19 protein-coding genes are annotated in these 24028 nt (G+C 64.1%); 9 read left to right on the forward strand and 10 right to left on the reverse strand.

Annotated elements, in window-relative coordinates:
- Positions 1 to 87 precede the first annotated feature (87 nt).
- The 3 genes from JC616_RS02070 to JC616_RS02080 all read right to left on the reverse strand — a co-directional run bounded on the left by JC616_RS02070 (position 88) and on the right by JC616_RS02080 (position 3706).
- Positions 88 to 522: a hypothetical protein gene (locus JC616_RS02070; protein ID WP_227106494.1), complete on the reverse strand. Its 435-nt coding sequence runs from the start codon at positions 520 to 522 to the stop codon at positions 88 to 90.
- Between the two features lie 562 nt (positions 523 to 1084).
- Entirely contained in the window at positions 1085 to 2746 is a 1662-nt protein-coding gene (locus tag JC616_RS02075; protein WP_227106495.1) for an acid phosphatase, read from the reverse strand.
- Between the two features lie 72 nt (positions 2747 to 2818).
- Positions 2819 to 3706, reverse strand: a complete 888-nt coding sequence (locus tag JC616_RS02080; protein WP_227106496.1) for a phytanoyl-CoA dioxygenase family protein — start codon at positions 3704 to 3706, stop codon at positions 2819 to 2821.
- A gap of 238 nt (positions 3707 to 3944) precedes the next feature.
- Here JC616_RS02080 and JC616_RS02085 point away from each other — a divergent pair, with 238 nt between their 5' ends.
- Positions 3945 to 5555: an FMN-binding glutamate synthase family protein gene (locus JC616_RS02085; protein WP_227106497.1), complete on the forward strand. Its 1611-nt coding sequence runs from the start codon at positions 3945 to 3947 to the stop codon at positions 5553 to 5555.
- Between the two features lie 2 nt (positions 5556 to 5557).
- On the opposite strand, the gene JC616_RS02090 is transcribed toward JC616_RS02085, so the two are convergent.
- The 5 genes from JC616_RS02090 to JC616_RS02110 form a co-directional block, all read right to left on the reverse strand.
- Positions 5558 to 5962 (reverse strand): hypothetical protein, encoded by a 405-nt coding sequence (locus tag JC616_RS02090; RefSeq protein ID WP_227106498.1) that lies wholly within the window; start codon positions 5960 to 5962, stop codon positions 5558 to 5560.
- Positions 5963 to 6019: 57 nt separating this feature from the next.
- A complete protein-coding gene (locus tag JC616_RS02095) occupies positions 6020 to 6445 on the reverse strand; it encodes a DUF721 domain-containing protein (RefSeq protein WP_227106499.1) in 426 nt (141 codons plus the stop codon).
- Positions 6446 to 6528: 83 nt separating this feature from the next.
- Positions 6529 to 7842 (reverse strand): ABC transporter ATP-binding protein, encoded by a 1314-nt coding sequence (locus tag JC616_RS02100; RefSeq protein WP_227106500.1) that lies wholly within the window; start codon positions 7840 to 7842, stop codon positions 6529 to 6531.
- A gap of 10 nt (positions 7843 to 7852) precedes the next feature.
- Entirely contained in the window at positions 7853 to 9592 is a 1740-nt protein-coding gene (locus JC616_RS02105) for an ABC transporter permease (protein ID WP_227106501.1), read from the reverse strand.
- Between the two features lie 357 nt (positions 9593 to 9949).
- Positions 9950 to 11989, reverse strand: a complete 2040-nt coding sequence (locus JC616_RS02110; protein ID WP_227106502.1) for an alkaline phosphatase D family protein — start codon at positions 11987 to 11989, stop codon at positions 9950 to 9952.
- Positions 11990 to 12425: 436 nt separating this feature from the next.
- Here JC616_RS02110 and secA point away from each other — a divergent pair, with 436 nt between their 5' ends.
- Both secA and JC616_RS02120 read left to right on the forward strand, forming a co-directional pair.
- The gene (gene secA, locus JC616_RS02115) at positions 12426 to 15137 is read left to right on the forward strand and encodes a preprotein translocase subunit SecA (RefSeq protein WP_227106503.1); all 2712 of its coding nucleotides are present in this window, start codon (positions 12426 to 12428) and stop codon (positions 15135 to 15137) included.
- A 247-nt stretch (positions 15138 to 15384) separates the two neighbouring features.
- Positions 15385 to 15909: a DUF2087 domain-containing protein gene (locus JC616_RS02120; RefSeq protein ID WP_227106504.1), complete on the forward strand. Its 525-nt coding sequence runs from the start codon at positions 15385 to 15387 to the stop codon at positions 15907 to 15909.
- A gap of 45 nt (positions 15910 to 15954) precedes the next feature.
- Here JC616_RS02120 and JC616_RS02125 read toward each other — a convergent pair whose 3' ends face one another.
- Complete coding sequence (locus tag JC616_RS02125; RefSeq protein ID WP_227106505.1) at positions 15955 to 16431, reverse strand: TlpA family protein disulfide reductase; 477 nt, start codon at positions 16429 to 16431, stop codon at positions 15955 to 15957.
- Positions 16432 to 16553: 122 nt separating this feature from the next.
- Between JC616_RS02125 and JC616_RS02130 the strand changes: the two genes are divergently transcribed.
- From JC616_RS02130 to JC616_RS02155, 6 genes are all read left to right on the forward strand, one after another.
- Positions 16554 to 17498 (forward strand): carbohydrate kinase family protein, encoded by a 945-nt coding sequence (locus JC616_RS02130; RefSeq protein WP_107797860.1) that lies wholly within the window; start codon positions 16554 to 16556, stop codon positions 17496 to 17498.
- A gap of 139 nt (positions 17499 to 17637) precedes the next feature.
- The gene (gshA, locus tag JC616_RS02135) at positions 17638 to 18927 is read left to right on the forward strand and encodes a glutamate--cysteine ligase (protein WP_227106507.1); all 1290 of its coding nucleotides are present in this window, start codon (positions 17638 to 17640) and stop codon (positions 18925 to 18927) included.
- Positions 18924 to 19544 (forward strand): hypothetical protein, encoded by a 621-nt coding sequence (locus JC616_RS02140; RefSeq protein ID WP_107797862.1) that lies wholly within the window; start codon positions 18924 to 18926, stop codon positions 19542 to 19544. Before gshA ends, JC616_RS02140 begins: the two co-directional genes overlap by 4 nt.
- A gap of 2 nt (positions 19545 to 19546) precedes the next feature.
- Entirely contained in the window at positions 19547 to 20506 is a 960-nt protein-coding gene (gene gshB / locus JC616_RS02145; RefSeq protein WP_107797863.1) for a glutathione synthase, read from the forward strand.
- A gap of 143 nt (positions 20507 to 20649) precedes the next feature.
- On the forward strand, positions 20650 to 21021 hold the full coding sequence (locus tag JC616_RS02150; RefSeq protein WP_227106510.1) for a diacylglycerol kinase: 372 nt from the start codon (positions 20650 to 20652) through the stop codon (positions 21019 to 21021).
- A 44-nt stretch (positions 21022 to 21065) separates the two neighbouring features.
- On the forward strand, positions 21066 to 21446 hold the full coding sequence (locus JC616_RS02155) for a DUF1622 domain-containing protein (RefSeq protein ID WP_107797865.1): 381 nt from the start codon (positions 21066 to 21068) through the stop codon (positions 21444 to 21446).
- Between the two features lie 90 nt (positions 21447 to 21536).
- Here the strand turns inward: JC616_RS02155 and topA are convergent, their stop codons facing one another.
- A complete protein-coding gene (topA, locus tag JC616_RS02160) occupies positions 21537 to 23837 on the reverse strand; it encodes a type I DNA topoisomerase (RefSeq protein WP_227106512.1) in 2301 nt (766 codons plus the stop codon).
- Positions 23838 to 24028: the final 191 nt, after the last annotated feature.

Here is a 24028-nt window from a genome sequence, read left to right on the forward strand (position 1 = left end):
CGAGCAAAAAGCACCGTTCCCTAATCAGGAAAACGGTGCTTTTTTTATGATGGCAGCTGTGTTGATGGCTAAATCCGTCGGCCGGGTTTAATGCCGGCGTCGCGCGTGCCGCGCCTCCAGCCAGGTGCGCAGGATTTGCGCGTCGTGCAGCTGGTGTTGGCTGTCGAGATGTTGGTAGATCCTAACCCGGCGCGCGCCCAGCCACAGCATGTGTTCCAGATAGTTGAAGAAGCCCATCCAGTGGCCGCGCTGGCTGTGGTCGCTGAAATCGATGTCGCGGGCGACGCGGCTGAGCAGGCCGGAGCCGACGTAGTCCGGATTGTCTTTCAACCACTGCAACAGGTGCGCCGCGCATTCGCGGCCGTAAGCGCAGGCGATGTCGTAGTTCTCGGAGGCAGCGGGCATTTGCCAGTAGTGGGGATAGTCGCGGGAAGGCAGGTAGCGAACGAAGGGGAGCAGGGTTGCCTGCTGTTCGCGGGCGGCTAGTTTGTAGCGGCGGCGGGAAGGTAGGGTGTAAGACATGGTGTTTCTCCTGCTGTGACACAAGATAAACCACCTGCCGGGTGAGGCTGAGGTATTAGGCAGGCGCGTGAGCGGATTGGCGTACCGGGTGAGCTTTCAAGCCGGTGAGTGCATAGCACTCTCCTCCCACGCACCTGCCAAATGGCGTTGCAATGGAAAAACAACCTACGCAGCATGCTGCGTAGGTTTGCTAAAGCTCACAACGGGACGCCAATCCCGGTGCCGCATGTGGGCGGCAACGGGGGGATTGTTCCTGAGGGAGTGCTTGGGGTCAAGGCGGGGTGGTTGCTTTGATTGAGCGTGGCTTAGTTGTTGAGTGATCTGGATTTTGAATCCGCTGCGCGGATGATGATTTTGATTGCCGGGGCTGCCCGGCGGGCAGGGAGAGGATATTTGCTTGGCCAAATATCCTCTCCACTCCTAAAGGCCACCCTGCAAGCCTGGCCTACGGCTTCCCGCCCCTCCCTGTCTTATGCCCTCACAACGCTGCGCTTGCCTCGCTTGGTCAGCGCGGAAAGCGGCACCCAAATCATCACCCGCAAAGCGGATGCAACAACCCCCCTCACGCAAACGCCAAAGCCCCGGTCAAATCCCCCGGCGGCTGCGCGCCGCGCGCGCGGAAGGCCGCATTGCGCGCGCTCACCCCCTCCAGCTCCGGCAAATCATGCAGCCGGCTGATGAAACGGATGATGGACGTGGTGTCGTAAAAGGTGTGATCCACATGCCCGCGCTTGGCGAACGGCGAGACGATGATCGCCGGAATCCGCGAGCCCGGCCCCCAGCGGTCCCCCTGCGGCGGCGCCACATGGTCCCACCAGCCGCCGTTCTCATCGTGAGTGATCACCACCAGCATATGCTTCCACTGCGGCCCGCTCATCAAGTGCTGCAACACATTGGCCACATGACGGTCGCCGGACTCCACGTCGGAATAACCGGCGTGCATGTTCAGATTGCCCTGCGGCTTGTAGAAGGCCACCGCGGGCAGTTTGCCGGCCACGGCGTCGGCGATGAAGCGGTTGGAAATCGGGCTGTCGCCCAGGCCGCCGTCCAGCAGATGGCGCTCGCGGGCGGCGCTGCCGGGCGCGAACTGGCGGAAGTAGTTGAAGGGCTGGTGGTGGTACTGGAAGTTGGGCGCGTCGCCGCCGCCCTTGCCGTCCAGCGCGGCTTGCCAGCTGCCGCCGTACCAGGCCCAGTCTATGTGCTTCTCGGACAAGAGGTCGCCTATGGTGCGGTAGCTTTGCGGCGGCAGGGTGCTGGGGTCTTGCGGGTCGGCGTAGCGCTTGTCGCCGCCTTCCGCCGGTCGCACGAAGCTGGGCTGGTAGGGCGGGGCCATGGTGTTGACCGCGTAGCCGTCCGGGGTGATGGCGCCGTTGTTGACGAATTTGGGCGGGCCGTCCAGCGCGGAGGCCGGGGATTTGGGGTCCAGCGCCAACTGGTGGCCGGTGGGCCCGTCGGCCAGTACGGCGATTTTCTTCTTGGCCGGGGTCTGGGCGGCGTTGAAGTATTCCGGGGTGCGCGCGGAGATCAGGAACTGGTGGTTGAGGTAGGAGCCGCCGAAGGCCGCCATGAAGAAGTTGTCGCACAGGGTGAAGCGGCGGGCGATCTGCCATTGGTTGAGCGTGCGCGCGGTGTCCGGGTAGTGGCCCATCACCAGCGCGCCGGAATCGGCCCAGGCGACGAACTGGTCGTTGCGGCCGTCGTTGATCTGCATCTGGTTGTGATAGAACAGATGACAGAGATCGCGGGTGATCACCGCCTCCGGCAGCGGCTGGCCTTCGGCGTCCTTTAGCGGGAAGGGCGCGTTGGGCAGGCCGTGGATGTCTTTTTCTTCGATGAAGTAGCGCTTGCCGGCCACGGTCTGGCCGGTGGGCACCAGGCCGCCCCAGATCTTGGGCAGGCCGGACAGCGGCTGTCCGTCGCGGTCGCGTTGCTGCGCCTGTTCCGGCTTGACCGCGCTCAGCGGCTGGGCCACGCCGGGAAAGTTGCCGTAGAGGTTGTTGAAGCTGCGGTTTTCCAGGTAGATCACCACCACGTTCTTGATATTGGCCTTGAGCAGCGCGTCCAGCTTGCCGCGGCGCGGGTGGCTGCTGGGCGCGGCGGCGGCGGGCAAGGCGCAACTGGCGCCGATGGCGGCCAGGCCTTCGAACAGGCGGCGGCGGGAGGGGTCTTGCGGGGCGTCCGTTTCGGCTGGCAACGAGCTGTCCTGTTCATCGGCGGCGGTCATGATGCGTCCTTGTCTGAGAGCATGCGGTGTGGTCCATCATCCCGCCGCCGTGTTGCGGCAGGATGTCGGCGTTTAGTCGGCGCGCAGCGCGGCGGCGCGCGCTTCCGCCAACGGCTGGCGAATTTCCTCCGGCAGGAATTCGCGGAACAGCGTGTCCGCCGGCGGCTCCTCGCGCAGCAGTTCTATCGGGTCGCGGCCGTCCAGGCTGCCGAGATTGGGCGCGTGAACGAAGTAGCCCAGCAGCCGTTGCAGCCGCGGCGGCAGCGTGCGGGCCAGTTCGCGGGAAACGGCGAGATATTGGTTTTCCGCCTGGCGCAGCCAGCCCAGGTTGTAGCTGATGACCACGCCGGTGCGCGCTTGGTCGCTGTGGTTGGCGCCGCCGCAGTGGGTCAGCGAGCCCAGGTAGATCAGCACCGAGCCGGCGGGCATGGCGGCGCTGATGACTTCTTCCGGACGGGCTTCGCGCGGCTCGGGCCAGCGGTGGCTGCCGGGCACGACGCAGGTGGCGCCGTTCTGTTCGGTGAAGTCGTCCAGCGCGTACATGCAGTTGATCATTTTTTCAGATCCGGGCGCGGTGCCGGGGAACATCAGATCGTCGCTGTGCAGGAATTGGCGCGGTTCGCCGGGGCCGATGCTGATGGCCTGGGTCAGATTGAGCTGGTATTCGCGGCAGCCGCGCAGCAGGAAGGCGTCCATCACTCGCAGGATCAGCGGATGGGCGGCGAGTTCTCGGGTGACGGGCACGCGTTCGATCAGACCGCTGATCCTGCGCGTGGCGTAGCCGTAGAAATCGCCCTGACAGGGGGCGGAGCGGTCCAGCAACGGTTGCAGCTGGGCGCGGAACTGGGCCAGGCTTTCCGGGGTCAACAGCTGTTCTATCACGATGCCGCCGTCTTGTTCTAACGCGGCGATCAGGGTTTCCGGCGCGGTGTCCGGGCGGAAGCGTTGCAGGCTGGGCATGTGGTGGATTCCATCGTTTTATCTAATGAACCGGCGGCCGGGCCGCGGCGGTGTGGATGTCGAGCGATGTTATCTTCCGGATAGTCGTCGTGTTTGTGGAGCCGGCCTTTAGATCAGGTGGCGGACTATCTATGTAGTGAATGTATTTATTAATGTGAATGGGCGCTTGCCGCGGCTTGTGCGCGGCGGGGCGTCACCTTACCCTGGGCCTTCTCCGCCACCTAGTTTTGGAGTCCACATGAGTGTGTCTTTGTTGAGCCGTTACGCTTTCTTCTCCTGTTGCCTGTTGTTCACCTTGTTCAGCCTGCCTTTCGTCCATTACGAGTGGTTGTGGCCGTTCACGCTGGCGGCGGCCGCGCTGACGCTGCTGGGGGTGTTCGATCTGCTGCAAACCCGTCACGCGGTGCGGCGCAATTACCCGATCCTGGGCAATATCCGCTACCTGGTGGAAAGCATCCGTCCGGAAATCCGCCAGTATTTGCTGGAGTCCGACCGCGAGCAGCTGCCGTTTTCGCGCGCGCAGCGCTCCCTGGTGTACGCGCGGGCCAAGAACGAGGGCGCGGACAAGCCGTTCGGCACCTTGATCGATGTGTATCAGCCGGGCTTCGAGTTCATCAGCCATTCGATGCGGCCGGCGCCGCTGAGCGATCCGGCCGGTTTCCGCGTGGAGATCGGCGGCCCGCAGTGCGCGCAGCCGTATTCGGCGTCCCTGTTCAATGTGTCGGCGATGAGCTTCGGCGCGCTCAGCGCCAACGCCATCCGCGCCTTGAACCAGGGCGCGCAACGCGGCGACTTCTATCACGACACCGGCGAGGGCAGCATCAGCCCTTATCACTTGGAACATGGCGGCGCGCTGGTGTGGGAGCTGGGCAGCGGCTATTTCGGCTGCCGCGACGCGGCCGGCGGTTTCGACGCGGAGCGCTTCGCCGAGCAGGCGCGCAATCCGCAGGTGAAAATGATTGAGATCAAGCTGAGCCAAGGCGCCAAGCCCGGCCACGGAGGCATTCTGCCCAAGCACAAGGTGACGCCGGAAATCGCCGCCACCCGCGGCGTGCCGCTGGGGCAGGATTGCGTGTCGCCGTCGCGCCACAGCGCGTTTTCCACGCCGATCGAACTGATGCGCTTCATCGCCCGGCTGCGAGAGCTGTCCGGCGGCAAGCCGGTGGGCTTCAAGTTCTGCCTGGGCCACCCGTGGGAGTTCATGGGCATCGCCAAGGCGATGCTGGAAACGGGGGTTCTGCCGGATTTCATCGTGGTGGACGGCAAGGAGGGCGGCACCGGCGCGGCGCCGCTGGAGTTCACCGACCACATCGGCGTGCCGCTGCGCGAGGGCCTGCTGTTTGTCCACAATGTGCTGGTGGGGCTGAATCTGCGCGACAAGATCAAGATAGGCGCCAGCGGCAAGCTGGTCAGCGCCTTCGACATCGCCAGCGTGCTGGCCATAGGTGCGGACTGGGCCAATTCCGCGCGCGGCTTCATGTTCGCCATCGGCTGCATCCAGAGTCAGAGCTGCCACACCAACCGCTGTCCCACCGGGGTGGCGACGCAGGACGCGCTGCGCCAGCGCGCGCTGGTGGTGCCGGACAAGGCGGACCGGGTGTTTCATTTCCACCGCAACACCATGAAGGCGCTGGCGGAGATGCTGGCCTCGGCAGGGCTGGAACATCCGTCGCAGCTGCGGCCGCACCACTTGGTGCGCCGTGTCAGCGATACCGAGATCCGCCTGTTTTCGCAGCTGCACGTCTTTTTGCAGCCGGGCGAGTTGTTGGAGCCGGAGATCAAGGCGGCCTTTTACGGCCGCATGTGGCAGATGGCGCGGGCGGACAGCTTCGAGGCCCAGCCGGCCTGAGCCTATTGCGGGGCGGAGGCGGCGCCGCTTTCTTCGTCGTCCGCGTCCTTGGGCGGCGGCACGATGCGCCATTGGCCGTCCTGGCGGCTGAAGCGCATCCGTTGTTCGCGCTCCACCGGCTTGCCGGTGAGCTTGCGGGCCTGATAGCTGACTTCGCAGTCCAGCGTGGCGTTTTCCTCGTCGTTCTGGCAGTCGTTCACCGCGGTGACGCGCAGGTCTTTGAGCGTGGACTCCACCATGGAGCGTATCAGCAGGGTGTGGGTGGATTCCGGCTTGGAATCGAATGAGGCGAGCGCCTGGGCCTTGAAAGAGGCTTCCGCCTCGGCCGGCGTCGGCTGTTCCGTCGGCGTGGCTTGGGCGAAGCCGGCGGCGAGACCGGCGATCAATATGATGATGTGTTGTTTCATGCCGCGACTTTAAGCCGGTTTGGCCGGCGGCGGCAAGCTGGGCGGCGGTCCCGGTCTTTACTTGCGGTGGTGGGCGATCAGCTTGGCCAGCGCGGCGCTGACCAGCGGATTGCTGACGCTGGCGGCGGCTTCTTCCATGCCGTCCAACGCGTTCTGGCTGATTTTCAGCTTTTTTTCACGCGGCTTGCGCGCCAGGCGGACATCCACCTTGACCCGGGTCTTGCCGGCGATGAAACCTTGCTTGGCCAGTTGCGGCAACAGGCTGGGGGCCAGCATGCGCAAGCGGGCGGCGATGATGCCGGTGTCGGTGTAAATCACCAGCTCGTCGTCGCGGATGCGCACGGCGCGGCAGCTGCCGACCAAGAGCGGCGGCAGCAGTTTCTGAAAGGCGCGGTCCAGCTTCATCAGCTCTTTGGCCTCGGCGGTGAGCCGGGTCAGGGTGCTGTCTTTGCTGGCGATGTCGTTGAATTGGCGTCCGAACATGGCGGGCAGTCTAGTGAAAACAGTTCATTGTAGCCGCTGAGGGGGGCGCTTGGGGAGCCTTGGGCCGGCGGCGCCCCCAAGTCTTACTGTCCGCCTTCCACATCCTCCAGACTGAAGGTTTCGCTGTGGTCGTTGTAGGAGAAGATTTCCGCGTAGCGCCCCCAGCTGATCACGGTGTCCAGCGTCTCTTCGGCGGTTTCGTCGGACAGCGAGTCTTCCAGCTCCTGGGCGAAGCGCAGCCGCGGCGCGCGCTGGCCCGGGCGCTCCTGCAGCACTTTGCGGATGTGGGCGGCCATGGGCACGTGGCGCAGCAGGTGTTCGGCGAACTGCACTTTGCGTTCCTGGGTGCCGTAGTCGGCGAACAGCTTGCCGGCGGCGGTGAGCAGGATGTCGCCGTCTTTCAGTTCGGCGAAGCCCAGATGCTCCAGGATTTCCGCCACCGGGAACAACTCGTCCACTTCCAGCCGCAGCTTTTCCGCGATTTCCGGCATGTCCGCCTTGCCGTGATACGGCGCTTGCGCCACTTCCTCGATCAGGCCGGCCATCAGGTTGGTGGAGACCTCGCTCAACTGGCTGCCGATTTCCAGCGGCAGCTTGTGCAGGGTGTGGGCGCTGCGGCGCGCGGTCATCAGCGCGTAGATGTCGTCCACCATTTTGCGGAAGGCCGGGTCCAGCCGATTGCGGCGGTGCGGGAAGGGCACTTTGATTTCCGCCACCACGCGGCCGGGATTGGACGACAGCACCAGGATGCGGTCGCACATGAACACGGCTTCTTCGATATTGTGGGTGACGATGAGCACGGACTGGATGGGCAACTGGCCTTCGCTCCACAGATCCAGCATATCGGTGCGCAGCGTTTCGGCGGTGAGCACGTCCAGCGCGGAGAAGGGCTCGTCCATCAAGAGCAGGGTGGGGTTGACCACCAGGCCGCGGGCGAAGCCGACGCGCTGGCGCATGCCGCCGGACAGTTCGCGCGGGTAGGCGTTTTCAAAGCCGTCCAGGCCGATCAGGTCGATGGCGGCCAGCGCGCGGCGGCGGCGTTCCTTGGCTTCCACGCCCAGCGCTTCCAGGCCGGCCTCCACGTTTTGCAGCACGGTCAGCCAGGGGAAGAGCGCGAAGGTCTGGAACACCATGGCCACGCCTTCGGCCGGGCTGGTCAAGGGCTTGTCGTGGTAGCGGACGTCGCCGCTGCTGGGCTTGATCAGGCCGGCGATGATGCGCAGCAAGGTGGATTTGCCGGAGCCGGAACGGCCCAGCAGGCCGACGATCTCGCCTTCGCGCAGCGTCAGGTTGACGTCGTCCAGCACCTGGATTTCGTCATTGCCCTTGTTGAAGCCGCGGCAGACGTTTTTCAGCTGGAAGATTTCCCGTCCGGGGGTGGTGGTGTCTAGTGTCATGGTTGCCCCCTTAGCTGAGACGGAGTTTGTTTTCGGCGATGGCGTACAGCGGACGCCACAGCAGGCGGTTGAACAGAACGACGAAGATGGACATCACGGCGATGCCGAGCAGGATCTTGGGGTAGTCGCCGGCGGCGGTGGTCTGGGCGATATAGGCGCCCAGGCCGTGGGCGGCCAGTTTGTCGTCGCCCCAGGACACGTATTCGGACACGATGCTGGCGTTCCAGGCTCCGCCCGACGCCGTTATCGCGCCGGTGACGTAGTAGGGGAAGATGCCGGGCAGCATCACTTGCCGCCACCATTGCCAGCCGCGGATGCGGAAATTGGCCGCGGCTTCGCGAAAATCGTTGGGGAAGGCGCTGGCGCCGGCCACCACGTTGAACAGGATGTACCACTGGGTGCCCAGCACGATCAGCGGCGACAGCCAGATATCCGGATTGAGCTTGAAGTGGACGATGAAGACCACGAACACCGGGAACAGCAGATTGGCCGGGAAGGCGGCGAGGAACTGGGCCAGCGGCTGGATTTTTTCCGCCAGCGCCGGGCGCAGGCCGATGTGCACGCCCAGCGGCACCCAGATCAGCGAGGCCAGCAGGATCAGCAAGGTGACCCGCAGCAGGGTGATCAGGCCCAGGCCCAGCACGCGCAGCACTTCGGCCGGGCCCACTTCGGTATGGATGAAGGTCAGCAGCTTCCAGCTGGCCAGCAGGCCCAGCGCCGCCACCAGCAGCCACCAGACCACGTCGATGCCGCGCGACACCGGCGTTTGCGCCTCCGAATGCAGGCCTTGCGGCAGGCTGTAGTTGAGGCGCAGCCGGGCGGCTTTGCGCAGCAGTTTGCCAAAGGGCTTGAGCAGCAGCTGGATGGCGCGGGTGCGCTGGATCAGCTTGAGCACCCAGGACTCCGGCGCGGATTGGCTGGAGGTGTCTTCCAGGCGGAATTTGTCGGCCCAAGCCACCATGGGGCGGAACAGGAACTGGTCGTAGACGACGATGACCACGGTCATGGTCAGGATCACCCAGCCCACCGCGGCCAGATCCTTGTGCTGGATGGCCATGGCCAGATAGGAGCCGACGCCGGGCAGGGTGACGGTCTTGTCGCCGACGGTGATGGCTTCCGAGGCCACCACGAAGAACCAGCCGCCGGACATGCTCATCATCATGTTCCAGATCATGCCGGGCATGGAGAACGGCACTTCCAGCTTCCAGAACTTCTGCCACGGCGTCAGCCGCAGATTGACGGAGACTTCCTCCAGATCGCGCGGCACGGTGCGCAGCGATTGGTAGAAGCTGAAGGTCATGTTCCAGGCCTGGCTTGTGAAGATGGCGAAGATGGCGGCGAACTCCGCGCCCAGCACCCGGCCGGGAAACAGCGCCAGGAAGAAGGTGACGGTGAAGGAGATATAGCCCAGCACCGGCACTGATTGAAGGATGTCCAGCATGGGCACCAGCAGCAGGCCGGCGCGGCGGCTCTTGGCCGCCAGCGTGCCGTAGATCAGCGTGAAGACCAGCGCGGCGGCCATGGCGGCCAGCATGCGCAGCGTGGTGCGCAGCGCGTATTCCGGCAGATTGGCCGGGTCCAGCGTGATGGGAACGGTTTGCAGCGCGGTCAGCGGCGCCCAGGTTTCGCGGATGCCGGTGGTGGCCATCAGCAGGAAGCCGAGCAGGAGCGGAAACGCGATCAGGTCCCAGCGGTTGGGAATCAGCCGCTTGGCCGTGGCGGGCATGAAATGGCGGACAACGGCTGTCATCGGGCCTCTCCGGTTTATCGCCGCCGACGCCGGCGGTGTGTAGTCTGTTTTGTCCGGGCGGAGTTGCGGCGGAAAGCCGGCCCGACGATCTGGGGTTGCGGCGCGACGCGCGGCCGGGATCGGCCCGCCTGCCTTCACAGCATAGGCCAGCATCAGGGACGGCGGGCTGTCGCGGAGGCTGGTTTGCGGCGGGAAAATGCGCGTGGCGTAGGCGCTGGATACTAGCAGAGTTGCGTGGACGGGAATGTTACCGGCGCCGCAGATTTGTTGGGCTTTTGTGACGGATTGTACTGTTTGAAACTGAGTGGCGTTTCGCCACCCGCTCCCGGCGTTCCGAGCGGGCGGCGGCGCCAATGCTTACAAGACGTTGACGGCGGGGCTGCCGGCCGCCACTTCCACGGTTTTGACGCTGGCGGTGGCCGGGCTGGGCGCCGCGCCGCCGTTCAGCGCGCCCACCTTGTGGAAGGCGCAGCTGAGTTTGGCCGGTGTCAGCGTGACCAAGGCGTAACCCTGGGCGTCGCTGTCCACGTATTTGAGCCAGCTGTTGAAGCTTTGCAGGGTGTTGGTGAAGGTGTTGACCACCTGGCCGCTGACCGTGGTGTAGATCAGCGGTTTGGCCTTGGAGAAGGCCGGCACGGTGTCCACCACGTTTTTGAAATAGCTGAACAGCGAGTTGCTGGATACGCCGGCGGTGACCAGGTCCACCATCACCGGTGCGGGGCTGGCGGCGTCGTAGTCGTCCATCACCGGGCCGGCGAAGAAGGCGTGGATGTCGCCGGTGAGCGCCACCACATTGGCGATGCCCTGGGCTTTCAGATAGGCCATCAGCGCTTTGCGTTCGGCGTTGTAGCCGTCCCATTGATCGGCGTTGAGGATGAATTTATCGAAGAACATCGACGGCGGCAGGCTGGCGTCCAGGCCGGGCTTGATGGCGGCGTTGAACACGCCGGCGGAGATCGCGCCGCCGCTGAGAGTGTTCAACAGCGGCTGGGTGTTGGCGTAGCTGACCACGGGCGTGGAGCCGCTGGTGTTGGCGGCGGCCAGGTCCAGATAGAGCGCGCCTTGCAGCTGGGCGATCTGCGGCTGGGTCAGCGTCAGGCCCATGCCGGCCAGCTGCGGCGCCAGGCCCTGGGTCAGCAGCGAGGCCACCGCGACGGTGCCGTCAAAGCCCATGCGCAGCAGCGAGACTTCATTGCCCCACAGCTTCCAGGTGGTGGCGGCGGATTTCATCTGAGTCTGCCACCAGGCGCGCTGCGTCTCGCCCAGGATGGAGACATTGAGTAGATTGCCGCCGGTGGAGGCCATCTTGACGGCTTCCACCTGGGCCAGGGTGTTTTTCTGCACGAAGTAGCGGCTGCCGATTTCGCCGCCGGCCTGGGTCTCCGGGATGATGTGGTCGCTGCGGTACAGGCGCTCGTCGGTCATCACCAGGGTGGCCAGATCGCCGAAGGTGAAGCTGCGGTAGATCTGGATGTTCTGGAACGAGGGGTTGTTCAAGTCCAGCCGTACGTCGGCCGGCATGTTTTCGAACCAGGCCTGGCTGGCGCTGCGGCGGCGCGCGGTTTGCGGCGAGCTGTCGTCGGTGGCGGTGTATTCCTGGCGGTCCTGCCAGCAGTCGTCGGAAAACTCGTGGTCGTCCCAGATCGCAATCATCGGGAAGCTGGCGTGCAGCTTTTGCAGGCGTGCGTCGTTGCGGTAGGACTTGTACAGCGCGCGATAGTCCGCCAGCGTGGTGGCGTAGCGGGCGCCGTCGGCGCGCAGGGTGCCGTTGGGCAGGCTCAGCGCCGGGTGGCGGGTTTCGTTGCCGCCGCTCTGGAAGCCGGCGCCGACGGTTTCGTAGATGTAGTCGCCCAGATGGACGATGAAGTCCAGGTCCTGATTGGCCAATTCCTCGAAAGTGCCCCAGTGGTTGACGCTCCAGTCCTGACAGGAAATGAAGGCGAACTTGAGCTGGGACAGCGGCGCGCCGGCGGCCGGCGCGGTCTTGGTGCGGCCGGTCATGCTGACCGCCGGGCCGGTGAGGAAGCGGTAGTAGTAGGTGGCGGCGCTGCCAAGGCCGGTGACCTTGTGGCGTATGGTGTAGTCCCAGTCAGGCTGGGCGCTGAGCGCCACGTTCACCAGCAGGGTGGAGAAGTCCGCGCGGTCGGACAATTGCAGCGTGACTTTGACGTTCTGGCTGCCGTCGCCGCCGTCGACACGGGTCCACAACACGATGCTGTCCGGCTTGGGGTCGCCTGAGGCCACGCCCTGGCTAAAGCCGCTGCCGTTGACGCCGATCGCGGCGCCGGAGCCTCCGGGCAGGCTGCCCGCGCCCCCGCCGCCGCATGCGCTCAAGCCGCCGGCGGCGACGGAGGCGGTCAAGAAGCCGCTCCACTTCAGAAACTGTCTGCGATCCATCGATGTCTCCCCTCTATTGTCCTGCGTGCTTGTGTCTGAATCGGGCCGTGGGCGGCCCTTGTCGGAAAGGCGCTATTGTTTGAGGGGATTATTAAAGTGGCATGACAGCGGGTGTCAATTTAATTGAGTGTTTGCTCGAATTGGCCCGGAAAACGTGGGTTAAAACCAACACTTGTTTGAGTTTGATCCGCTTCCGCCCGCCAGCGCCGCGCCGGGGCGGCGCGCTTTGGGACGCGGCCGCGCCGCGGCGGGCGGTTTTCGCGCGTGCATCCGGCGGCGGCCGGGCGCGGAGGAAAATAAAGGCCGCGCGCAGCGCCTGCCCCCTTGATACAGCGCAAGCGCGCCCCCATAAAATAAGACTGCTAATGTGCTACACTTTCAGGCATTTTTGCGGACACCTTACCTAAACAGCCCGCTGGTCTCTGGATTCGATTACATGATTTCTTCTTTGCTTAAAAAAGTATTCGGCAGCCGCAATGACCGGCTTCTGAAGCAATTCCACCAGACGGTGGTGCGCATCAATGCTCTGGAAGAGGGCTTGAAAGCGTTGTCCGACGAGGCTTTGGCGGCCAAAACCGATGAGTTCAAGCAACGTCTGGCCAAGGGCGAGACGGTGGACGGCCTGTTGCCGGAAGCCTTCGCGGTGTGCCGCGAAGCCTCGCGCCGGGTACTGGGCATGCGCCATTTCGACGTGCAGCTGATCGGCGGCATGGTGTTGCACTACGGCAAGATCGCCGAGATGCGCACCGGCGAGGGCAAGACCCTGGTGGCCACGCTGCCGTCCTATCTGAACGCGCTGACCGGCGACGGCGTGCACGTCGTCACCGTCAACGACTACCTGGCCAGCCGCGACGCCGGCATCATGGCCAAGCTGTACAACTTCCTCGGCCTTTCCGTGGGCGTCAACCTGTCCCAGATGCCGCACGACGAGAAGCAGAGCGCCTACGCCTGCGACATCACTTACGGCACCAACAACGAATTCGGCTTCGACTATCTGCGCGACAATATGGTGTTCAGCGTGGAAGAGAAGGTGCAGCGCAAGCTGGCCTACGCGGTGATCGACGAGGTGGACTCCATCCTGATCGACGAAGCGCGCACCCCGCTGATCATCTCCGGCCCGGCCGACGACAATATCGACATGTACCAGCGCATGAACGCGGTGCCGCCGATGCTGAAGCGCCAGGAAACCGAAGAGGGCGAGGGCGATTACTGGGTGGACGAGAAAGCCAACTCGGTAATGATGTCCGAAGCGGGCCACGAGCACAGCGAAGAAATCTTGACCCGTCTGGGCCTGCTGAAGGAAGGCGACAGCCTGTATTCCGCCACCAACATCACGCTGATGCACCATCTGATGGCCGCTCTGCGCGCCCACTCGCTGTTCCACAAGGACCAGCACTATGTGGTGCAGGACGGCGAAGTGGTGATCGTGGACGAATTCACCGGCCGCCTGATGTCCGGCCGCCGCTGGTCCGAAGGCCTGCACCAGGCGGTGGAAGCCAAGGAAGGCGTGGAGATCAACCGCGAGAACCAGACGCTGGCCTCGATCACCTTCCAGAACTACTTCCGTCTGTACGGCAAGCTGGCCGGCATGACCGGCACCGCCGACACCGAAGCTTACGAATTCCAGAGCATTTACGGCCTGGAAACCGTGGTGATCCCGACCAACCGGCCCATGGTCCGCAAGGACGCGCAGGACAAGGTCTACCGCTCCGCCAAGGAGAAGTACGACGCCATCCTGGCCGACATCAAGGACTGCCACGAGCGCGGCCAGCCGGTGCTGGTGGGCACCACCAGCATTGAAAACTCCGAACTGATCGCCAATCTGCTGCAAAAGGCCAAGCTGCCGCACAATGTGCTGAACGCCAAGGAACACGCGCGCGAAGCCGACATCGTGGTGCAGGCCGGCAGCCCCGGCGTGATCACCGTGGCCACCAATATGGCCGGCCGCGGCACCGACATCGTGCTGGGCGGCAATCCGGAGCCGGAGATCAAGGGCGTCGAATCCGACGACAGCTTGTCCGCCGAGGAGAAGCGCGCGCGCATCGAGAAGATCCGCGCCGATTGGCAAGTGGTGCACGATCAGGTGCTGGCCGCCGGCGGCCTGCACATCGTGGGCACCGAGCGCCATGAATCGCGCCGTATAGACAACCAGCTGCGCGGCCGTTCCGGCCGTCAGGGCGACCCGGGCTCCTCCCGTTTCTACCTGTGCCTGGAAGACCCGCTGCTGCGCATTTTCGCCTCCGATCGCGTCGCCGCGATCATGGACCGCCTGAAAATGCCGGAAGGCGAGGCGATCGAGCACCCGTGGGTGTCCCGCTCCATCGAGAACGCCCAGCGCAAGGTGGAAGGCCGCAACTTCGACATCCGCAAGCAATTGCTGGAATACGACGACGTCGCCAACGACCAGCGCAAGGTGATCTACCAGCAGCGCAATGAAATCCTGGTGGAAAGCGATGTGTCCGACGTGGTGGTCAATATGCGCGAAGGCGTGTTGTCCGACCTGGTGGACCTGCACCTGCCGCCGGAATCCATGGAAGAACAGTGGGATCTGCCGGGCCTGGAGAAAACGCTGGAAGCCGAATTCCTGCTGCCGATCAAGGTCAGCGAATGGCTGAAGGCCGAGCCGGCGCTGGACATCGAAAGCATCCGCGAACGCATCATCGAGCAAGCCGCCGAGACCTATCAGGCCAAGGTGGAGCTGGCCGGCGACGGCGTGATGCGCCAGTTCGAGCGCAGCCTGGTGCTGCAGATGCTGGACAATCACTGGCGCGAACATCTGGCGGCGATGGATCACCTGCGCCAGGGCATCCACCTGCGCGGTTACGCGCAGAAGAACCCCAAGCAGGAATACAAGCGCGAAGCCTTCGAGCTGTTCGCCGACATGCTGGAGCGCATCAAGCGCAGCGTGGTTAATGTGCTGATGACGGTGCAGATTCGCAGCCAGGAGGACGTGGACGCGGTGGAGCCGCATCAGGTGGGCGAGTACGAAATGCAGCACGCCGCGCCGGGTTCGGCGCTGGGCGAGGACGAGGACAATCCTCTGTCCCCGGACGCGCTGGCGGCGCAGGGCCTGCGCATCGGCCGCAACGACGCCTGCCCATGCGGCAGCGGCAAGAAGTACAAGCAGTGCCACGGCCGCCTGGAGTGATCCGGTAGCCGCAGGGCCCAAAGCCGACGCGTGAGCGTCGGCTTTTTTCATGCCCGCGCGCTTTGCAAGTGGACGGCGCGGTGTTAGCATCGTCGCGGGTCAACAGTTCACCCAGGCGTCGCCGGTGCCTTCACCACGCTAAACCTGTCTTGGCTAGATTCAACCCGCTTGGCTCGAACCCGTGCCAGGCCGTAACGGCGACCGCGGCAGTCCCTCCCGACCTTGGCACGACGACAGGATTCGAACCATGTCTCGTACGCTTTATCCCTTTTATTGCAGCGACATCTCCGCGCTGGCGCGTTCGCTCAAACAGCAATGGGCGCAGGAAAGCGCTCCGCCCAGCCATGTGCACATCCTCAATATGCTGGCGCGTTCCGCCGGCTTCCAGAACTTCCAGCACTGGCGGGCGGAATGCGAACGTCCGGCGCCGCCGGCCGGCCTGTCCGCGGCGACGACGCGGCTGTTGCGTCATTACGACGCCGAGGGGCGCTTGACGCGCTGGCCTAAGAAATTCAGCGAACAGCGCGTCTGCCTGTGGGTCTTGTGGGCCAGCCTGCCGGGCGGGGAGCAGTGGTCCGAGCCGGAGGCGAACGCCTTGATCCGCGCCGAAGAAGCCTTTGGCGACCATGTGTTGCTGCGGCGCGAGCTGGTGGAGCAGGGCTTGCTGGGGCGGACGCCGGATTGCCGGCGTTATTGGCATGTGGCGCAGGCCTTGCCGGCGGAGGCCGAGGCCTTGGCGGCGGAAGTGAGCCGGCGCAGAGCCGGCCGCTGAGGAGGCTTGGGCGGCGGCCGGCGTCAATGGCCGTCGCCGAGCGGTTTACAACTGGGCTTTGATCGCCGCTTCCAGTTTTTTCTCGTCCAAGAGGCCGGTGAGCTTGGCGGCGATCTTGCCCTTGCGGTCCAGGATCAGGGTGTAAGGCAGGCCGCCGGTGGCGTTGCCCAGGCTGCGCATCAGGTTCAGCGTGTCGCTGTCGCCCAGCAGGATGGGATAGCTTATCTTTAGCTGGCCGACGAAGGCGCTGACTTCTTCCTTATTGTCCAGCGCCACGCCCACCACTTCCACGCCCTTGGGCGCCAGCTTGGCGCGCAGGCGGTTCAGCATCGGCATTTCCTCGCGGCAAGGCCCGCACCAGGTGGCCCAGAAATTCAGCACCGTGACCTTGCCCTTATAGGCGGTGATGGTGGCGTCGCCGCCTTGCAGCTTGGTGAAATGGGTTTGTTCCAGCGTGGGCGCGGCCATGGCGGAGAGCGGCAGCAGCGCGATCAGCGCGGGGGCGAGCAGTCGTTTCAGCATCTTGTTGAGCTTCCGGTAGGTGTTTGAAGTGTATTGGATATCCGACAAGGTCAAAGTTCTCGACGTGAACCAAACAAATGTTTCATGTTAAAATGGTCGATTGACCTTTTTGCGGAGTGGGCATGTCTATCCTCGTCTGCGGGGCCCTCGCATACGATACCCTGTTCTCGTTTCATGGCCGTTTTGACAGCCAGATCCTGCCGGATCAGCTGCACAAAATTTCCACGACCTTCCTGGCCCCGACCATGCGCCGCGAATTCGGCGGCATGGCCGGCAATATCGCCTACAGCCTGTGTCTGTTGGGCGAAACCCCCATCGTCATGGGCGTGGTGGGTGAGGATTTCGAGCCGTATCGCCAACATCTGAAACGCGCCGGCGTGGACGACCGCTTCATTCGCTTGATCCGCAAGCAGTATACCTCGCAGTGCTTCGGCATCGCCGACAAGGATGGCAATCAATTGATGGCCTTCCATCCCGGCGCCATGGATTTTGCCACCGAAAACCACATATCGGATATTCCGGGGCCGATCGAACTGGCGATTCTGTCGCCCGGCGGCTACAGCGCCTTCCTGCAGCATTCCAAGGAATTGGCCGCGGCCGGCATTCCCTTCATCTTCGATCCGGGCCAGGAGCTGCCGCTGCTGTCGCGCGACGAGATCCACGAGATCGTCGAACTGGCCAGCTATGTGGCCATCAACGACTACGAGAGCGAGCTGATGCGCGAACGCGCCGGCCTGTCGGTGGAGGACTTGCGCAAAAAGGTGGAGGCGCTGATCGTCACCCGTGGCTCCAAGGGCGCGGAGATTTACGTCGGCGACACCGTGCACCTGATCCCGCGCGTGCAAATGCCGATCAAGCCGGTGGACCCGATGGGCTGCGGCGACGCTTTCCGCGCCGGCCTGCTCTATGGCATCAGCCGCGGCCTGGACTGGAAGATCACCGGCCGTCTGGCCAATGTGATCGGCGCGATCAAGGTCACCACGCCGGGCTGCCAGAATCACTTCTTCGACTGGGACTCGCTGAAGGACTTGTATCAGCAGGCTTACGGCGAACCCTGGCCGTTGTGACGATGCGGCCCGCGGGCCAAACCGACAAGGACGCGCAAGCGTCCTTTGCTTTTTGACGGTCCCAACACAACAAGTCTTGAATTCATCCCGCGCCACCCCCACCATTAGCGAATTCAATTCGAAAACCCAAGGGGATTCCATGCCGCCCGTTCCGCATCTGGCAACCGCACTGACCGGCCCGCTTTACGAACTGGAAAGCCGCATCCTGACTGCCCAGCCTCAGATCGAACACTGGTTCCGCAGTCAGTGGCATAACCACGCGGCGCCGTTCTACGGCTCGGTGGACCTGCGCAACAGCGGTTTCAAGCTGGCGCCGGTGGACATGAACCTGTTTCCCGGCGGCCACAACAACCTGAACCGCGACTTTCTGCCGCTGGCGGTCCACGCCGCGCAAAGCGCGGTGGAAAAAGTGTGTCCGGAAGCGCGCAGCGTGCTGCTGATACCGGAAAACCACACCCGCAACACCTTCTACCTGCAGAACATCGCCGCGCTGGTGCATATTTTCGAGCAGGCCGGCCTCAAGGTGCGCCTGGGCTCGCTGAACCCGGAAATCACCGAGCCGACCGAGCTGCAATCGGCCAACGGCGACATCGTGCGCTTGGAGCCCATCGAACGCCGCGGCAACCGCCTGGTGCTGGCGGACGGCTTCAACCCCTGCGTGGTCCTGCTCAACAACGATTTGTCCGGCGGCATTCCCGACCTGCTCAAAGGCCTGGAGCAGAACCTGCTGCCGCCGCTGCACGCCGGCTGGGCGGTGCGCCGCAAGAGCAACCACTTCGCCGCCTACGACAAGGTGTGCGAGGACTTCGCGCGTTTGATCTCCATCGATCCCTGGACCATCAATCCCTATTTCGCCAGCTGTAGCGGCCTGGATTTCCACGCCCGCACCGGCGAGGAGCAATTGGCGGACGAGGTGTCGCGGATGCTGGACAAGATTCGCGTCAAATACCGCGAATACGGCATAGACAACGATCCCTTCGTCATCGTCAAGGCGGACGCCGGCACCTACGGCATGGGCGTGATGAGCGTGAAGAGCCCGGAGGAGGTGCTGGGCCTCAACCGCAAGGCGCGCAACAAGATGTCGGTGGTCAAGGAAGGCCTGGAGGTGTCCGAGGTCATCGTGCAAGAGGGCGTGTACACCTTCGAAACGGTGGAGGACGCGGTGGCCGAGCCGGTGGTCTACATGATGGACCGCTACGTGACCGGCGGTTTCTATCGCGTGCACACCGGCCGCGGCATCGATGAAAACCTGAACGCGCCGGGCATGCACTTCGTGCCGCTCTCGTTCGAAACCGCCTGCCTGCCGGACAAGCAGGGCACGCCGGACTGCGCGCCCAACCGTTTCTACGCCTACGGCGTGATTTCGCGGCTGGCGCTGCTGGCCGCCTCGCTGGAGCTGGAAGCCACCGATCCGGACGCGGACGAATGAAAGCCTGGCTGAGCCTGGCGCTGTTGGCGGCGACGGCCTCGGCGGCCGCCGACGAGGCCTTGACGCCGCAGGCGCTGGAGGAACTGGTGCAGTGCGCGTCGTTCGAGCGCTACCAGGCCTTGCAGCCGGCCTTGCTGGACGTGGTGTTCGACAAGGGGCCGGACTGGATACGCAAGAACGAGCAGGCCAGCACGCTGGGCGTTTACGCCTATGATCTGAAACGGCCGATCCGGGTGTTCGGCGCGGAGACGACGCGGCTGGCGTTGCACAAGGAGTTCGTGTCGGTGCCGCTGCCGTCCGCTTGGACAATGGCCGAAGCCGCGTCCCGGCTGCGGCTCAAACGCGCGCCGATCCGGGCGACGGAGCAGTATTACCGCTTCGTCGGCGCGGAAGGGCCGATGCTGTCCGTCTACGAGATGTCCGCCAATCCCTTGGCGGCGCTGCTGGGCGCGCCGCAGCAGGGCGAAGCGCTGCGCTACCTCGGCTGCTCCTATAATGGGGCCGACGAGCCCACTTTCCTTTCCGTCGCCGCACAGGCCGACGAGATGATGCAAACGGCGCGCAGCGGCATGGAACGCATGCTGCGCGACGCCGCCAAGCCAAGCGAGGACCGATAATCATGCGCATCCTGTTCATTGCCGATCCGCTGGATCACTTCAAGCTTTACAAGGACACCACCTTCGCGATGATGCAGGAGGCCGCCGCGCGCGGCCATGCCCTGAGCTTCGCCCAGGCCCATCAATTGTCGGTGGAGGGCGGCCGCGTGCTGGTGGACGCGCGCGATCTGAGCCTGACCGGCCAGTACGAGGGCGAGCATCCGGCCTGGTTCAAGCTGGGCGAAGTGCATCGCCAGCCCCTGCAGTCCTTCAGCGCCACCGTGATGCGCAAGGATCCGCCCTTCGACATGGAATACCTGTACGCCTCTCAGCTGTTCACGCTGGCGGAGGCGCAGGGGGCCAAGGTGTTCACCAGCGGCCAGGCGCTGCGCGATTTCAACGAGAAGCTGGCCATTCTGCAGTTCCCGGAGCTGACCGCGCCCACGCTGATCACCGGCGAGGCGCACCGCCTGCGCGCCTTCATCAACCAGCATCAGGACGTGATCCTGAAGCCGCTGGACAGCATGGGCGGCGACAGCATTTTCCGGCTGCGCCCGGACGACGCCAATCTGTCTGTGATCATTGAAACCATCACGCTGCGCGGCAAGCGCACGGTGATGGCGCAGCGCTACATTCCGGAGATCCGCGACGGCGACAAGCGCATTCTGGTGATAGACGGCGAGCCGGTGGAGTGGTGCCTGGCGCGCATTCCGGCGGCGGGGGAGACCCGGGGCAATCTGGCCGCCGGCGGTCGCGGCGAGGCGCGGCCGCTGACCGAGCGCGATCGCGAAATCGCCAGAACGGTGGGGCCGGAGCTGAAAAAGCGCGGCATCCTGCTGGCCGGGCTGGACGTGATCGGCAACTATCTGACCGAGGTTAACGTCACCAGCCCCACCTGCTTCCGCGAAATCATGGACCAGACCGAGATCAAGGTCGCCGGCCTGTACATCGACGCCTTGGAGCGGCGCTGCCAGCCGCACTGACACGGTTTGCGACGACTTTATAAACACGGCCGGCGGCAACGTCGGCCGTTTTGATTTTTATTGTCGTCATCTTGAGCTGGCATGCTGGAGCGCCGGCCGCCATCCGATGCCGTTTCCGACGACCCAACCGCATGGATCTAGCAATGAAAGAAAGCCCGTTCAAAGGCAAAACCGGGATCACCCGCCTGATCAACGCCTTCGGCTACTCGCTGGACGGCCTCAAGGCGGCGTTCCGGCATGAGGACGCCTTCCGCCAGCTGGTGCTGCTGGCGGCGGTGCTGATCCCGCTGGCCTTCGTCATCCATGCCCAGCCGCTGGAGCGCGCCTTGCTGGTGGCCAGCTCGCTGGTGACGCTGATCATCGAATTGCTGAACTCCGCGATCGAGGCGGCGGTGGACCACACCTCGCTGGAGCGGCATCCGCTGGCCAAGCGCGCCAAGGACATGGGCAGCGCCGCTCAATTGCTGGGCCTGATCAATCTGACCGCGGTGTGGTGTCTGGTGTTGTTTGCCTGAAGCGGGTAAGGTGACGGCTGCCTGAACCCAGAGGGAGCCGTCCGATGATGTCGCCAGTGGAATCCGGAGTCGAGGAGTGGGTGTTGAACATCGTGCTCTGGCTCAAGTTGGGCGTGGAAGCGCTGGGCGCGCTGGTGATAGGCGTCGGCATCCTGGCCCTGGGCGTCCGCTATGTTCGCCGCTGCCTCAGCGCCAACCATGACGATTACAATCAGGTGCGGCTCAGCTTCGCCCGCTTCCTGGCGCTGGCGCTGGAGTTGCAATTGGCGGCCGACATCCTGTCCACAGCGGTGGCGCCCAGTTGGGACCAGATCGGCAAGTTGGGCGCCATCGCGGTGCTGCGCACCGCGCTCAATTACTTTCTGGGCAGGGAAATTCGCGAAGCCGAGGCGGCGCGCCGGCCCACAGAGCCGCCGGCCGCGTGATCCGGCGCTTGGCGCAAGCGTAAGCGAGGCCTCAATGAAAACAGCCCTGCCGCGGTGTCCCGCGCAGGGCTGTTGTCGTAAGCGGAGCCCTTAAGCCGGCTCGGCTTCCTTGCCTTCCGGCGGCGCGATCACCTCGCTATAGCCGCATTCCTTCTGCGGGCAGACTTTCTCGGTGCCGCGGCGCTTGGTGGTCTTGATGGTCAGGATCGGCCAATTGCACTTCGGGCAGGGCTCGGCCACCGGCGGGTTCCAGGTGGCGTACTTGCACTTGGGATAGGTGTTGCAGCTGTAGAACAGCTTGCCGTAGCGGCTCTTGCGCTCGATTAGCTGGCCGGCCTTGCATTCCGGGCATTCCACGCCGGTTTCGCGCGGCTTTTCCAGCGGCTCGATGTGCTTGCACTTCGGGTAGTTGGCGCAGCCGATGAACTTGCCGTAGCGGCCCTTCTTGATGTGCAGCTCGCCGCCGCACTCCGGGCAGCTGCGGCCTTCGATCACCGTCGGCGCTTCCGCCTCTTCCGCAGCCTGTTCGGCGGTTTCGCCCATATTGCGGGTGTAATCGCAGTCCGGATAACCGGTGCAGGCGATGAAGCGGCCGCGCTTGCCGAACTTGATGGACAAGGGCTTGCTGCATTTTGGACAGGCTTCGTCCAGGCTTTCGGTGGTGACCTCGGCGCGGGAGATGCTCTCCTTCTCCGCGATCTGCTTGGAGAAGTTCTTCCAGAAGCTGTCCATCACCGGCACCCATTCGCGCTGGCCGTTGGCCACTTCATCCAGCTGGTTTTCCAGCTTGGCGGTGAAGTTGTAGTCCACGTATTGCGCGAAGTGCTCGGTCAGGAATTTGTTGACGATGTCGCCGGTGTCGGTGGGCAGGAAGCGCTTCTTGTCCAGCACCACGTATTCGCGGTCTTTCAGCGTGGAGATGATGCTGGCGTAAGTGGACGGCCGGCCGATGCCGAATTCTTCCAGGGCCTTCACCAGCGAGGCTTCCGAATAACGCGGCGGCGGCTGGGTGAAGTGCTGGGTGCCGTAGAGCTTGTCCACCGGCAGGGTCTCGCCCTCGTCCAGCAGCGGCAGCTTGGCATTGTCCTCGTCCTCGGCGTCGTCCACGTCTTCTTCATACACGGCGAGGAAGCCGGCGAAGGTCTGCACCTGGCCGGTGGCGCGGAAAACGCCTTCGCCGACGGCGATGTCGATGCTGGTGGTGTCGAACTTGGCCGGCGCCATCTGGCAAGCCAGCGTCCGCTTCCAGACCATGTCGTAGAGCTTGAACTGATCCGAGGTCAGGAAGGGCTTGACCATGTCCGGGGTGCGCAGGATGGACGTGGGGCGGATCGCCTCGTGCGCTTCCTGGGCGTTCTTGGACTTGTTCTTGTAGGCCACCGGGTTCTTGGGCAGGTAGTCGCCGTCGAATTTCAGGCCGATATAGCCGCGGATCTCCTCCACCGCCTCGCCCGCCAGCGCCACCGAGTCGGTACGCATATAGGTGATCAGACCGACGGTGCCCTGGCCGATGTCTATGCCCTCGTACAGCTGCTGCGCGGTGCGCATGGTGCGGTCGGTGGTCATGCCCAGCTTGCGCACGGCTTCCTGCTGCAGCGTGGAGGTGGTGAACGGGGCGGCGGGGCTGCGAGATTTCTTTTTCTTCTCGATGCTGCTGACCACCGCCGGGTGGCCTTCCAGCCGCGCCAGTATGCTGGCCTGCTCGGCCTCGTTGGGGATGTCGAACTGCTCCAGCTTCTTGCCGGCCATCGAGGTCAGCTTGGCGCCGAACTTGGTGCGGCCCTTGTGGCTGTCCAGATGCACAGACCAGTATTCCTGCTCGACGAAGGCGCGGATTTCGTTCTCGCGCTCGCAGATCAGCCGCAGCGCGGGGCTTTGAACCCGACCGGCGGACAGGCCGCGGCGGATCTTCTTCCACAGCAGCGGCGACAGGTTGAAGCCCACCAGGTAGTCCAGCGCGCGGCGGGTCTGCTGTGCGTCCACCAGGTTCTGCGCGATTTCGCGCGGGTTCTGGATCGCTTCCAGCACCGCGTTCTTGGTGATCTCGTGGAAGACCACGCGCTGGGCGGTCTTGTTCTTCAGCAGCTTCTTGCCGTTGAGGATCTGCACCAGATGCCAGGAAATGGCCTCGCCTTCGCGGTCCGGGTCAGTCGCCAGATAGATGTGTTCGGCGTCGCCCACCGCTTTGACGATGGCGTCGACGTGTTTGCTGTTGCGCGCGATCAGCTGGTATTTCATCGCGAACCCTTTTTCAGGGTCCACTGCGCCGTTCTTGGGCACCAGATCGCGCACATGGCCGTAGGAGGCCAGGACTTCAAAGTCAGGGCCTAGGTATTTCTTCAGCGTTTTCGCCTTGGAAGGCGATTCGACGATCAAGAGACTGGTGGGCATATTATCTTTTCTATGTGCAATCGCCGGCATGCCGGCCGATCCGTCCGAACCGGGCGTTTCTGCCGCGCGGCAGAAGGGCGCCAGGCCCGTGCGTGGGCTGCTGCGTTCCCGTCGACAAGGAGGATGAAGGCTTCACCCTGAAAATTTCGCGTCGACAGAAAATATATTCGTCAAATAAAACAAGAGCGCAA

Source organism: Chromobacterium rhizoryzae (assembly GCF_020544465.1).
Classification (GTDB): Bacteria; Pseudomonadota; Gammaproteobacteria; order Burkholderiales; family Chromobacteriaceae; genus Chromobacterium.

Excerpts from the sequence above, each read along its gene's own strand:
- JC616_RS02070 (WP_227106494.1), bottom strand. The coding sequence starts at position 522 with ATGTCTTACACCCTACCTTCCCGCCGCCGCTACAAACTAGCCGCCCGC.
- JC616_RS02075 (WP_227106495.1), bottom strand. The coding sequence starts at position 2,746 with ATGACCGCCGCCGATGAACAGGACAGCTCGTTGCCAGCCGAAACGGAC.
- JC616_RS02080 (WP_227106496.1), bottom strand. The coding sequence starts at position 3,706 with ATGCCCAGCCTGCAACGCTTCCGCCCGGACACCGCGCCGGAAACCCTG.
- JC616_RS02085 (WP_227106497.1), top strand. The coding sequence starts at position 3,945 with ATGAGTGTGTCTTTGTTGAGCCGTTACGCTTTCTTCTCCTGTTGCCTG.
- JC616_RS02090 (WP_227106498.1), bottom strand. The coding sequence starts at position 5,962 with ATGAAACAACACATCATCATATTGATCGCCGGTCTCGCCGCCGGCTTC.
- JC616_RS02095 (WP_227106499.1), bottom strand. The coding sequence starts at position 6,445 with ATGTTCGGACGCCAATTCAACGACATCGCCAGCAAAGACAGCACCCTG.
- JC616_RS02100 (WP_227106500.1), bottom strand. The coding sequence starts at position 7,842 with ATGACACTAGACACCACCACCCCCGGACGGGAAATCTTCCAGCTGAAA.
- JC616_RS02105 (WP_227106501.1), bottom strand. The coding sequence starts at position 9,592 with ATGACAGCCGTTGTCCGCCATTTCATGCCCGCCACGGCCAAGCGGCTG.
- JC616_RS02110 (WP_227106502.1), bottom strand. The coding sequence starts at position 11,989 with ATGGATCGCAGACAGTTTCTGAAGTGGAGCGGCTTCTTGACCGCCTCC.
- secA (WP_227106503.1), top strand. The coding sequence starts at position 12,426 with ATGATTTCTTCTTTGCTTAAAAAAGTATTCGGCAGCCGCAATGACCGG.
- JC616_RS02120 (WP_227106504.1), top strand. The coding sequence starts at position 15,385 with ATGTCTCGTACGCTTTATCCCTTTTATTGCAGCGACATCTCCGCGCTG.
- JC616_RS02125 (WP_227106505.1), bottom strand. The coding sequence starts at position 16,431 with ATGCTGAAACGACTGCTCGCCCCCGCGCTGATCGCGCTGCTGCCGCTC.
- JC616_RS02130 (WP_107797860.1), top strand. The coding sequence starts at position 16,554 with ATGTCTATCCTCGTCTGCGGGGCCCTCGCATACGATACCCTGTTCTCG.
- gshA (WP_227106507.1), top strand. The coding sequence starts at position 17,638 with ATGCCGCCCGTTCCGCATCTGGCAACCGCACTGACCGGCCCGCTTTAC.
- JC616_RS02140 (WP_107797862.1), top strand. The coding sequence starts at position 18,924 with ATGAAAGCCTGGCTGAGCCTGGCGCTGTTGGCGGCGACGGCCTCGGCG.
- gshB (WP_107797863.1), top strand. The coding sequence starts at position 19,547 with ATGCGCATCCTGTTCATTGCCGATCCGCTGGATCACTTCAAGCTTTAC.
- JC616_RS02150 (WP_227106510.1), top strand. The coding sequence starts at position 20,650 with ATGAAAGAAAGCCCGTTCAAAGGCAAAACCGGGATCACCCGCCTGATC.
- JC616_RS02155 (WP_107797865.1), top strand. The coding sequence starts at position 21,066 with ATGATGTCGCCAGTGGAATCCGGAGTCGAGGAGTGGGTGTTGAACATC.
- topA (WP_227106512.1), bottom strand. The coding sequence starts at position 23,837 with ATGCCCACCAGTCTCTTGATCGTCGAATCGCCTTCCAAGGCGAAAACG.